Below are 13,286 nucleotides of genomic sequence, written 5' to 3'. Positions count from 1 at the left end.
ATGGAACATACGCTCGATACATTCAAACAGCAACAAAACAAAACTGTTAAACTTTTAAGTGCCTTACAAGACTTCTTGCAACAAGGAGAGGCGGTGGGTGTTAAAATTGATGTTTCATTAATTAATAAACTTAAATCAGCCATTGGTGATGCTCAAGATGGTAAATTAAAGGTGGCATTAATTGGCGGGTTTTCGGAAGGAAAGACTTCCATTGCGGCAGCCTGGATGGAGCGTCTGGATCAATCAATGAGCATCAGTCAGCAGGAATCGTCCAGCGAGGTGGCTATTTATAATGTCTCAGACGATCTTCAGCTCATTGATACTCCGGGGCTATTTGGTTTTAAAGAAAAGGTCAGTGCCGACACTGCCGAACTAGAAAAATATAAAGACATCACTAAAAAGTATGTTAGTGAAGCCCATTTGGTTTTATACGTAATGAATTCAACCAATCCAGTAAAAGAAAGCCATAAAGATGATTTAAATTGGTTGATGCGAGACCTTAATATATTGCCGCGTACTGTTTTTGTTTTAAGCCGATTTGATGAGGTGGCGGATGTAGAAGATGAGTGGGAATATAATGAAAACTATAAAGTAAAGAGTGGTAATATTACTCAGCGCTTACAAGAGATGGTGGGTTTGACGAGTGAAGAGGTCGCGGAACTATCGATTGTTGCAGTTGCTGCAAATCCTTTTGATATGGGATCCGATTATTGGCTAGAAAATATAGAGCATTTTAAAAAGCTATCGCATATTGCATTACTGCAGAAAGCAACTCATAAGAAAATTAACAGCAATGGCGGTATCGCGGAAATCGCAGTAGAAGCAAAAAACAGCATAATTCGTGATGTATTAAATAAAGAATTGCCAGCTTCAATTGAAAGGGATGAAAAAATAGGTAAAGAAGTCACCAAGCTTGCAGATGTTGTTAATGTTACAAAAAATAAACTTGAAAGTACGCAAGGTTCAATTTCAAGTGCACGCACCGCCTTGCGTGAGTTTGTGACTCGCTACTTTACAGATTTAATTATGCAAGTTGAAGGAACAGATCTACAAACATTTAATCAGTTTTTTCAACGTGAAATCGGTGATAAAGGCGCTGTCATGACGTCTAAATTACAAAATGAATTTGATCGGCATTTAAAATCTGCAAACCTTCAAGTTCAGAGTATGAAAATAGGGTTTGAGCAGGAAGTAAACCATTTTAATGATGCTTTGTTAGGTCTTGGTAAGCAAGGAATGAAATATATTGTTAAAAGCAATATGATTAATAATGCCTCTATCTTAGCCGCTCGAGATGGCGTTAAAACTGTTGCTAAATTTGTGGGTGTTGATCTAGGTAAAATGTTAAGTTTTAAACCTTGGGGCGCTGTTAATCTTGCTAAAGGCGTTAATGGTGCGCTTGTTGTAGTGGGAATCGCACTGGAAGCCTGGGATAGTTACAAACAACATGAGCGAGAGGAAGCCTTTCGAAAAACAGTCACGGACATGGTAAGTGATTTTAATCAGCAGCGAGAAGAGATTTTAGGTCTCATTAATAGTGGCAGTTTTAATGAGCAGTTTTTCCCTAAGTACGTTGAGCTTGAAAATGAAGTGGATAGTCTGGGTGTGGATCTTGAAGAACGAAAGCAGCAGCGTGAAGACTTTCATGCGTGGCGCTTAAGTGGTGAAAATATTCAGAAGGAATTTGAGTGTGTATGATCTTGTGAGCATTAGCTTCCTATCCTCTGTGTCAGGGTAGTTGTCCGGTGAGTTGAATCAGTAAACTTAACTCTCAGGGGGCGGAAAGTGACCCCGCAATGCCCAGATACACCGAAGACTTCAAAGAGCAGATTGTACAGAAAATGATGCCACCGAACGCCCAGTCCATCGCCCAAATCAGTGGTGAGACCGGAGTTTGTGTTCCGCCCCGGTTCACCGTGAAACACCCGTTTAACCCCAGCCCGTAATCTCAGCCACCCCGTCTCCCAACATCGCAGGTGAACGCACCGTATGCACGCCTGCCGCTTCCAAGGCTCTGAATTTATCTTCGGCGGTGCCTTTGCCACCGGCAATAATGGCTCCGGCGTGTCCCATGCGCTTGCCTGCCGGTGCGGTGACCCCAGCAATGTAGGCGGTGACCGGTTTGCTGACGTTGCTCTGGATGAATTCCGCCGCTTCCTCTTCTGCTGTGCCGCCGATTTCACCCACCATTAAAATCGCTTCCGTCTGTGGGTCGTTTTCAAACAGCTCCAGACAGTCGATAAAGTTGGTGCCGGGAATGGGATCACCGCCGATGCCGATGCAGGTGCTTTGGCCGTAGCCTTTGGCGGTGGTTTGGTAGACCGCCTCGTAGGTGAGGGTGCCGGAACGCGACACCACGCCCACCTTGCCTGCGTGATGAATGGCGCCGGGCATAATGCCGATTTTGCACTCACCAGGGGTGATGATGCCCGGGCAGTTGGGGCCGATGAGGCGCGCACCCATCTCATCGACGTATTTTTTTGCCTGTAGCATGTCGAGGGTGGGAATGCCTTCGGTGATGCAGACGATCAGTTTGATCCCCGCATTGGCGGCTTCGATAATGGAATCTTTGCAAAAGGGCGCAGGCACGTAGATGACGCTGGCATCGGCTTGGGTCTGATCCACCGCTTCACGCACCGTATTAAAAACCGGCAGATCAAGGTGCCTTTGGCCGCCCTTGCCGGGAGTGACCCCGCCCACCATCTGCGTGCCGTAGGCGATGGCCTGTTCGGAGTGGAAGGTGCCTTGTTTGCCGGTGAAACCTTGGCAAATCACTTTACTGTGGGTGTTGATTAGAACGCTCATGCTCTCTCTCTTAAATTAGGCTTGGATGGCGCTGACGATTTTTTCAGCGGCATCGGTGAGGCTGTGGGGGGCGATGATGTTGAGGCCACTCTGCTCCAAAAGGGCGCTGCCCTGTTCGGCGCTGTTGCCCTCCAGTCGCACCACCACCGGCACCGTAATGCCGACCTCTTTGACCGCTTGAATAATGCCCTCGGCAATCAGGTCACAGCGCACGATACCGCCAAAAATATTCACCAAAATGCCCTTGACGTTGTGATCCGATAAAATAATTTTGAAGGCTTCGGCGACCCGTTCTGCTGTGGCTCCGCCGCCCACATCGAGGAAGTTGGCCGGAGTGCCGCCGTAGAGTTGGATCAGATCCATCGTGGCCATGGCCAAACCGGCACCGTTGACCAGACAGCCGATTTCGCCGTCGAGGGCGATGTAGTTGAGATCCCACTTTTGCGCTTCGATCTCGCGGCGGTCTTCTTGGCTTTCGTCGCGCATCGCCAGCAGATCGGGGTGCCGATAGAGGGCGTTGTCGTCGAGGTTGATTTTGCCATCGAGACAGATCAATTGGTTGTCGCTGCTGACCACCAAGGGGTTGACTTCCAGCAGACTGAGGTCTTTTTCCACAAACAGTTTGGCCAAACCGCTGGCCAGTGTGCCGAACTGTTTAAAGGCCGCGCCTTTCAGACCCAGAGCAAAGGCCAGCTCACGGCACTGGTAGGGCAGCAGGCCGAGCATGGGATCAATCACCACCTGTAAAATTTTCTCAGGGGTGTCGGCGGCGACCTTTTCGATCTCCATGCCGCCTTCGGTGGAGGCCATCATCACCAAGCGTTGCCGTGAACGATCAATCACTGCTCCGAGATAGAGTTCCCGCTCGATGGTGCAGGGTGCTTCGATCAGCACTCGATTGACGGGTTGGCCGTGGGCATCGGTCTGAAACGTGACCAGTTGGCTGCCGAGCAGTTGAGTGACAAAGTGCTGCACTTCAGCCGCAGAATCCAATAACTTAACCCCACCGGCTTTGCCACGGCCACCGGCATGAACTTGGGCTTTGACCACCCAGCGTTGGCCGCCGAGTTTTTGCAGCACCGCTGCAACCTGAGCCGCATCGGTGACGGTGTGGTTTTCTGGCACGGCGATGCCGTACTCTTGGAAGAGCTGTTTGGCCTGATATTCGTGTAGATTCATGCGTTTACCTTGGTTTTTTCTGTGAATTGCAACCGTGTGGTTATTAGATGCTAACGGTGAGGGAATGGCAAGGGTTTGGACTTTGGAATAACGTTGAGATTGCGGCCTATTGCTTTAAGGCAAGGCAACGTCACACTGAGTTACATTTTTTGCCTTGGCGATAAATTTTTTATCAAACGTGTACAGTTTTTCGTGTTGTTGGCATTGAGCCAGATGCAACGCATCGGAGAAATCCACGCCCTGTTTGTGCCATTCAATGGCTTGGGCAATAAAGAAGGGATTGGAAAGCTGAATGTTCTTCAAGCCAAACAGAGCAATAAAGGCGGTGCAGATCTCTTCAGGAGAGAACGTGTAGGCGTAGCGCAGCACCCACTCGGTTTCGAGAATCACGGTGTCTGGGATAAAGATCTCTTCAGAGCTGAAAAGTGAGTATGCTTTTTTGTACTGTTGTTCATCATCTTGGGTCAAGAATCGAACGATGAGATTGGTATCGACTGCAATCATTTGAATGTATCCCGAATTCCCTTGGCAATGGCTGCTTCCATTGCATCTAATGTTTTTGCTGATTCGGTGGTTTTCAGGCAAGAAGCCACCTCATTAATGTGGGTTTCTGCAAAAGGGGATTTGGGTTTGAGTAGAATTCCATCACCGACATCAACGGCGACAAGCTCTTGACCGGTTTCCCAGTGATGAGCCATTCGCAATGGCTTTGGTATGATCACTTGGCCTTTGCTGGATAATCGTGTGATGTTCATTGTGATCCGCCTAAGAGGTAAGAATAAAGTAAGACTTTAGTTTCAGATTGGATGTGTGTCAATGGCTTTTTATCATCCAGATGTTGTGATGATTTATAATTGTTTCAACTCCGCTATGGATCCATCCGATGACTCAGCATAAGAACAACCTATGAAAACAGTAGCCGCACATAACCTCGCTTGTCCTTTGGATGCCGCACCGTTGTTGAAACAGGGCAGGCAATATTGTTGCCCTCAGAGTCACAGTTTTGACCTTGCGCGCCAAGGTCAGCTTAATCTCTTGCCAGTGCAGTTTAAAAAATCCAAAGATCCTGGCGACAGCAAAAGCATGATCGCGGCGCGGGGTGCGTTTTTGCAGCGGGGCTTTTATCAGCCGCTTTCGCTGGCGCTGAATGAGTTTATTAAACCCCATCTTGCTGAGCAGGGTTTAATCACGGTTTTGGATGCGGGCTGTGGTGAGGGTTATTATTTACGCGGTTGGTTGCACAGTCTGCCCCTTGATGATCATGAGCCTAAGGTGGCTGCGATTGGTTTGGATATTTCCAAATGGGCGGTGTTGGCCGCTGCGAAAAAAAGCCAACAGGCCACCTGGTTGGTGGGCAGCAACCGCCATCTGCCGTTGCAAGATAACTCGGTGGATCTGATTCTCTCTTGTTTTGGTTTTGCTGATTACGCTCAGTTTAAACGGGTGTTAAAACCCAAAGGTAAAATTATCCTAATGGATGCGGGTGAGGATCATCTGCTTGAACTGCGGCGGATTATTTATGAAGAGGTGCGCCAAAGCCCTCTGGCCAGCGTTGCTCAGGCCATTTCATTGGGGTTTCAGGTGCAGCAAAATCAGCGGGTGCAGTTTGAGTTGGAGTCCTTGCCAGCGGAGCCTTTACAGCAGCTTTTGAGCATGACACCGCACCTTTATCGCGCTTCGAAGCAAGGCAAACAGGCGGTGGCTGATTTGACACAGCTCTCTTTGACGGTGGATGTTGGCCCGTAACCTCAGCCACCCCGTCTCCCAACATCGCAGGTGAACGTACCGTATGCACGCCTGCGGCTTCCAAGGCTCTGAATTTATCTTCAGCGGTGCCTTTGCCACCGGCAATAATGGCTCCGGCGTGTCCCATGCGTTTGCCTGCCGGTGCGGTGACCCCGGCAATGTAGGCGGTGACCGGTTTGCTGACGTTGCTTTGGATGTATTCCGCCGCTTCCTCTTCTGCTGTGCCGCCGATTTCACCCACCATTAAAATTGCTTCCGTCTGTGGGTCGTTTTCAAACAGTTCCAGACAGTCGATAAAGTTGGTGCCGGGAATGGGATCACCGCCGATGCCGATGCAGGTGCTTTGGCCGTAGCCTTTGGCGGTGGTTTGGTAGACCGCCTCGTAGGTGAGGGTGCCGGAACGCGACACCACGCCCACCTTGCCTGCGTGATGAATGGCGCCGGGCATAATGCCGATTTTGCACTCACCAGGGGTGATGATGCCCGGGCAGTTGGGGCCGATGAGGCGCGCACCCATCTCATCGACGTATTTTTTTGCCTGTAGCATGTCGAGGGTGGGGATGCCTTCGGTGATGCAGACGATCAGTTTGATCCCCGCATTGGCGGCTTCGATAATGGAATCTTTGCAAAAGGGCGCAGGCACGTAGATGACGCTGGCATCGGCTTGGGTCTGATCCACCGCTTCACGCACCGTATTAAAAACCGGCAGATCAAGGTGCCTTTGGCCGCCCTTGCCGGGAGTGACCCCGCCCACCATCTGCGTGCCGTAGGCGATGGCCTGTTCGGAGTGGAAGGTGCCTTGTTTGCCGGTGAAACCTTGGCAAATCACTTTACTGTGGGTGTTGATTAGAACGCTCATGCTTTCTCTCTTAAATTAGGCTTGGATGGCGCTGACGATTTTTTCAGCGGCATCGGTGAGGCTGTGGGGGGCGATGATGTTGAGGCCACTCTGTTCCAAAAGGGCGCTGCCCTGTTCGGCGCTGTTGCCCTCCAGTCGCACCACCACCGGCACCGTAATGCCGACCTCTTTGACCGCTTGAATAATGCCCTCGGCAATCAGGTCACAGCGCACGATACCGCCAAAAATATTCACCAAAATGCCCTTGACGTTGTGATCCGATAAAATAATTTTGAAGGCTTCGGCGACCCGTTCTGCTGTGGCTCCGCCGCCCACATCGAGGAAGTTGGCCGGAGTGCCGCCGTAGAGTTGGATCAGATCCATCGTGGCCATGGCCAAACCGGCACCGTTGACCAGACAGCCGATTTCGCCGTCGAGGGCGATGTAGTTGAGATCCCACTTTTGCGCTTCGATCTCGCGGCGGTCTTCTTGGCTTTCGTCGCGCATCGCCAGCAGATCGGGGTGCCGATAGAGGGCGTTGTCGTCGAGGTTGATTTTGCCATCGAGACAGATCAATTGGTTGTCGCTGCTGACCACCAAGGGGTTGACTTCCAGCAGACTGAGGTCTTTTTCCACAAACAGTTTGGCCAAACCGCTGGCCAGTGTGCCGAACTGTTTAAAGGCCGCGCCTTTCAGACCCAGAGCAAAGGCCAGCTCACGGCACTGGTAGGGCAGCAGGCCGAGCATGGGATCAATCACCACCTGTAAAATTTTCTCAGGGGTGTCGGCGGCGACCTTTTCGATCTCCATGCCGCCTTCGGTGGAGGCCATCATCACCAAGCGTTGCCGTGAACGATCAATCACTGCTCCGAGATAGAGTTCCCGCTCGATGGTGCAGGGTGCTTCGATCAGCACTCGATTGACGGGTTGGCCGTGGGCATCGGTCTGAAACGTGACCAGTTGGCTGCCGAGCAGTTGAGTGACAAAGTGCTGCACTTCAGCCGCAGAATCCAATAACTTAACCCCACCGGCTTTGCCACGGCCACCGGCATGAACTTGGGCTTTGACCACCCAGCGTTGGCCGCCGAGTTTTTGCAGCACCGCTGCAACCTGAGCCGCATCGGTGACGGTGTGGTTTTCTGGCACGGCGATGCCGTACTCTTGGAAGAGCTGTTTGGCCTGATATTCGTGTAGATTCATGCGCTTACCTTGGTTTTTTTTGTGAATTGCAACCGTACTGTTATTAGATGCTAACGGTGAGGGAATGGCAAGGGTTTGGACTTTGGAATAACGTTGAGATTGCGGCCTAATTTTTAAGGCAAGGCAACGTCACACTGAGTTACATTTTTTGCCTTGGCGATAAATTTTTATCAAACGTGTACAGTTTTTCGTGTTGTTGGCATTGAGCCAGATGCAACGCATCGGAGAAATCCACGCCCTGTTTGTGCCATTCAATGGCTTGGGCAATAAAGAAGGGATTGGAAAGCTGAATGTTCTTCAAGCCAAACAGAGCAATAAAGGCGGTGCAGATCTCTTCAGGAGAGAACGTGTAGGCGTAGCGCAGCACCCACTCGGTTTCGAGAATCACGGTGTCTGGGATAAAGATCTCTTCAGAGCTGAAAAGTGAGTATGCTTTTTTGTACTGTTGTTCATCATCTTGGGTCAAGAATCGAACGATGAGATTGGTATCGACTGCAATCATTTGAATGTATCCCGAATTCCCTTGGCAATGGCTGCTTCCATTGCATCTAATGTTTTTGCTGATTCGGTGGTTTTCAGGCAAGAAGCCACCTCATTAATGTGGGTTTCTGCAAAAGGGGATTTGGGTTTGAGTAGAATTCCATCACCGACATCAACGGCGACAAGCTCTTGACCGGTTTCCCAGTGATGAGCCATTCGCAATGGCTTTGGTATGATCACTTGGCCTTTGCTGGATAATCGTGTGATGTTCATTGTGATCCGCCTAAGAGGTAAGAATAAAGTAAGACTTTAGTTTCAGATTGGATGTGTGTCAATGGCTTTTTATCATCCAGATGTTGTGATGATTTATAATTGTTTCAACTCCGCTATGGATCCATCCGATGACTCAGCATAAGAACAACCTATGAAAACAGTAGCCGCACATAACCTCGCTTGTCCTTTGGATGCCGCACCGTTGTTGAAACAGGGCAGGCAATATTGTTGCCCTCAGGGTCACAGTTTTGACCTTGCGCGCCAAGGTCAGCTTAATCTCTTGCCAGTGCAGTTTAAAAAATCCAAAGATCCTGGCGACAGCAAAAGCATGATCGCGGCGCGGGGTGCGTTTTTGCAGCGGGGCTTTTATCAGCCGCTTTCGCTGGCGCTGAATGAGTTTATTAAACCCCATCTTGCTGAGCAGGGTTTAATCACGGTTTTGGATGCGGGCTGTGGTGAGGGTTATTATTTACGCGGTTGGTTGCACAGTCTGCCCCTTGATGATCATGAGCCTAAGGTGGCTGCGATTGGTTTGGATATTTCCAAATGGGCGGTGTTGGCCGCTGCGAAAAAAAACCAGCAGGCAACGTGGCTGGTGGGCAGCAACCGCCATCTGCCGTTGCAAGATAACTCGGTGGACCTGATTCTTTCTTGTTTTGGTTTTGCCGATTACTCTCAGTTTAAACGGGTGTTAAAACCCAATGGCAAAATTATCTTAATGGATGCGGGGGAGGATCATCTGCTTGAGTTGCGGCGAATCATTTATGAAGAGGTGCGCCAAAGCCCTCTGGCCAGCGTTGCTCAGGCCATTTCATTGGGGTTTCAGGTGCAGCAAAATCAGCGGGTGCAGTTTGAGTTGGAGTCCTTGCCAGCGGAGCCTTTACAGCAGCTTTTGAGCATGACACCGCACCTTTATCGCGCTTCGAAGCAAGGCAAACAGGCGGTGGCTGATTTGACACAGCTCTCTTTGACGGTGGATGTTGCTTTGCGCGTGTTGACGCTGTGAGCTGTGTTTCACAGCGGTCTTCTAGACTACAATCTTCATAAGATTTTCATAACTATTTACCACATCGTATTTGACTTGATCTGATGTAATTTTTTTGAAGAATTTCTTAGCACATTTTATTTTCATATTTTCTATTTTTTTAAGCTGTAAAGAGTTCATTGTGCCTTTGGTCTCAGCAATAAAATAGACGTGTTTTACAGAGCCTTCTTTGAAGGAAATAGCCCAGTCAGGGTTATAGCTACCAACAGGCGTTGGAATCGAAAAGCCTCTTGGTAATTTTGCGTAGACAACCACCTCAGCACTTTTATCTAGCTCTTTAACAAACTGTGTTTCAATTTTCGAATCGGTGAATACATAATCATAAATATGCTGATTTACAGGAATTGCTTTACTGAAATCTTCCTTTGGCTTATCGGCTGTAAATATTTCAGTACCATAAACTTCATCTAATGGGTCGTAGGATAAGTGTTCAATTATTGTTGTGGCTTTCTGTTCGTTAATAAGTACTGAAACTTTGAAAATAAAATCCTCAGGATTGGTTTTATATAATCCAAACACTGCTGTATTTATGCCTTTTAATATACTGCCAATAGTCCGCCTGGTCAGTTGAGTGTTTTCTGCAATCTGCCCGATAAGATCGTATTTTATGGATGACTTGATAGAGTCTTTATATGTTTCCGTAGACGTTTGAGATACTTTAAAAGCTGTTCCGTCTTTGATATTGTCATAGGTGGACGTATCTGTTTGCGCACCTGATTCAATAACATATTGTAGTGGGGATATTTTCAAACCATCTTTTTCATTAAGTGTATTTACGCATTTTTCGATCAGTTCGTTTGAATCAAAGTCCACTGTGTATACGGCTTTACGATTGATTTTTTCCCAAAGCAGCTGGAACTCTTTTTTATAAAAATTATCATTGAGAGGGTTTTCTTTTGCTTTACGACCATCCTCAATATCTGGCAATAAAGAGGCACTAAAGACACCACTTATCAGGTGATGTATTTCTTCTGTATAGGGTTTCAAGTCTTCAGGTAGTTCCGAGAGTGTCCCCTCTCGCTTTGCCTCATGATATGCCTCCACAATCATGTCGTCATCATCTGTATAATCGCTTTTCAGAAGATAACGATAAATTTGTTTTGCCATTTGATCATCAATTTTTACGCTACCATCTTTTGTTTTAATGGATTTTCCTTTGAAATAATCTTCATCGGCAGATTTAGGTCTTGCGGAAAGTGAATCTGCTGTTTCTTTAAGAAGTGCTTTTACAAAATCCTTATAGCTTTCGTTCGCAATAACGGTTAACACGTTAATCTGGTGAACGTTTAATGGATTATCCATACGATCACCGTTTTGGTTTACAGCCAGCCGTAGTCCACGACCAAGTTCCTGACGCCTTGTAATCGTATTATCGTAGTTTAGATTTTTAAGCTGGCAAATATTGAAAACATTTGGATTATCCCATCCCTCACGCAATGCGGAGTGTGAGAAAATAAAGCGTACTGGTTCTTCAAGTGAAAGTAGTCTTTTCTTATCTTTTAATATCAGGTCATATGCATCCACATCATCAGAAGCTTCTGCTCCGCGTTTGACTGTAGAATTTACAAACTTTTTCTTTTTGTCTTTTGAAAAATACCCCTCATGTGTTTTTTCTGTAGCAATGTTTGTGAGATATTTATTGTAAGCGGTATCTTCTAGTGTCAGAACTTCGTTCAAATATTGATTGTATTCTTCTTCAAATATTTTGGCGTACTCACCACGCATATCTTCGGGCGTTTCGTAATTTCGATACTTAGCCACTTCATCAATAAAGAAAAGGGACAGGACTTTTAATCCTTGATGATAAAGAACCTGTTCTTTATCAAAATGGGCTTTGATTGTTTCTCTTATCTGAATGCGGCGTAAAGCTTCTTCATTTACATCACCAATAGCATCCCCAACCGTAAGCTCAACACCGTTAGTAAATGTCAGTGTATCCTTAACAGCATCAATATCTGAAACTACAAAATCTTTATACTCTGCTAACCCATTGGATTCATCGAATAAGTTAATGCCTTTACCGATTTTTCTGACTACACGCTTGATACCATTGTTTTGTTTAACCTCAAATTCAATACGTGCCACGGGTGGCTTCGTTGAAGTAACCTCAATGGATTGCAGGTAGAGATAAGCATTTGTGCCGCTCAGTCCTTTAATCGATATTCCACGTACAGATATCTTCTTCACAAGCTTCTGGTTGTAAGCATCCAAAGCATCTAAACGGTGTACTTTATTGTGTTCATTTTTATGTGTTGCAGAATAGCGCAACGTGAACAATGGTTCGAACTCTGCCAGAGACTCCATTGTCTTCTTGCCTTCCATCTTTTGCGGCTCATCCAGAATTAATATAGGACGATTCTTCTTAATCACGTCTATAGGACGGCGTGATTGGAAGTCATCAAGCTCCATATAAATACGGCGGGCATCTTTGCCTCGTGCAGCAAAGGCTTGCACATTGATAACCATGACATTAATACCTGCATCGGATGAATAATTTTCAATCTCGTGAAGCGATTTTGAATTATAGATAAAAGCCTTGGCGCGTTTACCGTACTCTTCTAAAAAATGATCCGTCATGCCATCAAAGGATTGATAGACCCCTTCACGAATGGCAATACTAGGCACAACTACAACAAACTTATTCCAGCCATATCGTTTGTTCATCTCAAACATGGTTTTGATATAGCAATAGGTTTTACCTGTCCCTGTTTCCATCTCTGTATCGAGATTTATTTTGCAGGATTTTGTTTCCACTAACGCATCAGAAATAGGCAGGTTTTTTTTCTGTTGAACATTTTGAATATTGGTAAATACCTGTGCCGCAGTGAGCATAAGATCAGTATTTTTAAACCCATCCTGTAAAATATCAGCACGTCTTTGACTAGACTCATCAACTTCTTTACCCGGATCAATACGGTATGACAAAGCAGAAAGTTTAGGTTGCCCAGCAAAGCAATCGACCACAGCCTCTACGGCCTCGGTTTGATAGGGAAGTTGTTTAAATTGTAAGTTCTTCATTTTTAGAGTCCCTCTTAAATAACCTTGATATCGGTTGTTGGTGATTTAAGTTTGAATATTTGTTCAACATTGATTTTAACGGCATCGCTGGCAAAACCATCATCACGGAAAACAACGCGCAAGGGTTGTTTCTCAGCGAGTTTTTTAACAAAGTTTTCATTGATATTTTCATCAAAACACGCCGCCAAAGCATTGCCATCAACAAAGAAGACTTTCTTCCCTTCAATATCTTCTTGAAGAATGGGGAGAGATAAATCCACGCCCCAATCCAGCAATACTTGGAACAATAAGTCTTCGGATGACCTGTCTTTTTTAATATTCCCAACCTGTTCCTCAAACATGTCTGGATGTGCTTCATCAGGGGATAGCGTGACATCCACCATGTTGGAACTATCAATTTTGAAAACACGGAAGCCTATATCAAGATTTTCTATGCCGTCTTTATCTGCATTGTCTTCTTTGATTTTTTTACCAGCACGACGGATACGCTCTTTTGATATTTCAGCGATATTTTTATAACCAGCTTTGTCCGCTTCGGACTTCTTATCAGTTTCTTCGGGAAGCTGCACAGAAATACATTTCCGATTTCTACCATCGCCTGCGTTGAGTTGCATAACTGCATGGGCTGTTGTAGCAGAACCGGCAAAAAAATCGAGAATTATATCGTGCTCGCTACATATAGGTTGAATTAGTTTTTCGAGA

11 protein-coding genes and 2 pseudogenes are annotated in these 13,286 nt (G+C 46.6%); 3 read left to right on the top strand and 10 right to left on the bottom strand.

Features of this window, described 5'->3' with window-relative positions; genetic code table 11:
• Entirely contained in the window at nt 1–1,698 is a 1,698-nt protein-coding gene (locus Q9O24_06885; GenBank protein MDQ7074869.1) for a LeoA/HP0731 family dynamin-like GTPase, read from the top strand.
• 231 nt (nt 1,699–1,929) lie between these two features.
• On the opposite strand, the gene sucD (Q9O24_06880) is transcribed toward Q9O24_06885, so the two are convergent.
• From sucD (Q9O24_06880) to Q9O24_06865, 4 genes are all read right to left on the bottom strand, one after another.
• Complete coding sequence (sucD, locus tag Q9O24_06880; GenBank protein ID MDQ7074868.1) at nt 1,930–2,805, bottom strand: succinate--CoA ligase subunit alpha; 876 nt, start codon at nt 2,803–2,805, stop codon at nt 1,930–1,932.
• Between the two features lie 15 nt (nt 2,806–2,820).
• The gene (gene sucC, locus Q9O24_06875) at nt 2,821–3,984 is read right to left on the bottom strand and encodes an ADP-forming succinate--CoA ligase subunit beta (protein ID MDQ7074867.1); all 1,164 of its coding nucleotides are present in this window, start codon (nt 3,982–3,984) and stop codon (nt 2,821–2,823) included.
• Nucleotides 3,985–4,098: 114 nt separating this feature from the next.
• Nucleotides 4,099–4,488: a type II toxin-antitoxin system VapC family toxin gene (locus Q9O24_06870; GenBank protein ID MDQ7074866.1), complete on the bottom strand. Its 390-nt coding sequence runs from the start codon at nt 4,486–4,488 to the stop codon at nt 4,099–4,101.
• Nucleotides 4,485–4,739 carry an AbrB/MazE/SpoVT family DNA-binding domain-containing protein gene (locus Q9O24_06865; protein ID MDQ7074865.1) on the bottom strand — a complete coding sequence of 85 codons (255 nt, stop codon included), beginning with the start codon at nt 4,737–4,739 and terminating at the stop codon, nt 4,485–4,487. The genes Q9O24_06870 and Q9O24_06865 overlap by 4 nt, the downstream gene beginning before the upstream one ends.
• 151 nt (nt 4,740–4,890) lie before the next feature.
• Between Q9O24_06865 and Q9O24_06860 the strand changes: the two genes are divergently transcribed.
• Nucleotides 4,891–5,730: a methyltransferase domain-containing protein gene (locus tag Q9O24_06860; GenBank protein MDQ7074864.1), complete on the top strand. Its 840-nt coding sequence runs from the start codon at nt 4,891–4,893 to the stop codon at nt 5,728–5,730.
• Here the strand turns inward: Q9O24_06860 and sucD (Q9O24_06855) are convergent.
• From sucD (Q9O24_06855) to Q9O24_06840, 4 genes and pseudogenes are all read right to left on the bottom strand, one after another.
• Nucleotides 5,723–6,589 (bottom strand): annotated as a pseudogene (gene sucD, locus Q9O24_06855) (succinate--CoA ligase subunit alpha). The gene Q9O24_06860 and the pseudogene sucD (Q9O24_06855) overlap by 8 nt on opposite strands.
• Before the next feature lie 15 nt (nt 6,590–6,604).
• Entirely contained in the window at nt 6,605–7,768 is a 1,164-nt protein-coding gene (sucC, locus tag Q9O24_06850) for an ADP-forming succinate--CoA ligase subunit beta (protein MDQ7074863.1), read from the bottom strand.
• A gap of 113 nt (nt 7,769–7,881) precedes the next feature.
• Nucleotides 7,882–8,270, bottom strand: a pseudogene (locus Q9O24_06845) (type II toxin-antitoxin system VapC family toxin).
• On the bottom strand, nt 8,267–8,521 hold the full coding sequence (locus Q9O24_06840; GenBank protein MDQ7074862.1) for an AbrB/MazE/SpoVT family DNA-binding domain-containing protein: 255 nt from the start codon (nt 8,519–8,521) through the stop codon (nt 8,267–8,269). Before Q9O24_06840 ends, Q9O24_06845 begins: the two are co-directional and overlap by 4 nt.
• 151 nt (nt 8,522–8,672) lie before the next feature.
• Here Q9O24_06840 and Q9O24_06835 point away from each other — a divergent pair, with 151 nt between their 5' ends.
• Nucleotides 8,673–9,527: a methyltransferase domain-containing protein gene (locus Q9O24_06835; GenBank protein ID MDQ7074861.1), complete on the top strand. Its 855-nt coding sequence runs from the start codon at nt 8,673–8,675 to the stop codon at nt 9,525–9,527.
• A 21-nt stretch (nt 9,528–9,548) separates the two neighbouring features.
• On the opposite strand, the gene Q9O24_06830 is transcribed toward Q9O24_06835, so the two are convergent.
• Nucleotides 9,549–12,584: a DEAD/DEAH box helicase family protein gene (locus Q9O24_06830; protein ID MDQ7074860.1), complete on the bottom strand. Its 3,036-nt coding sequence runs from the start codon at nt 12,582–12,584 to the stop codon at nt 9,549–9,551.
• 14 nt (nt 12,585–12,598) lie between these two features.
• Nucleotides 12,599–13,286: DNA methyltransferase (locus Q9O24_06825; GenBank protein MDQ7074859.1), on the bottom strand; the 688-nt coding region annotated here is incomplete at its 5' end.

The sequence above is a fragment of the Gammaproteobacteria bacterium genome (assembly GCA_030949385.1).
In the GTDB taxonomy this organism is placed as follows: Bacteria; Pseudomonadota; Gammaproteobacteria; order JAUZRS01; family JAUZRS01; genus JAUZRS01.
Note: the sequence above shows the minus strand (reverse complement) of the source record. Positions and strands in the feature narration are given on the sequence as shown.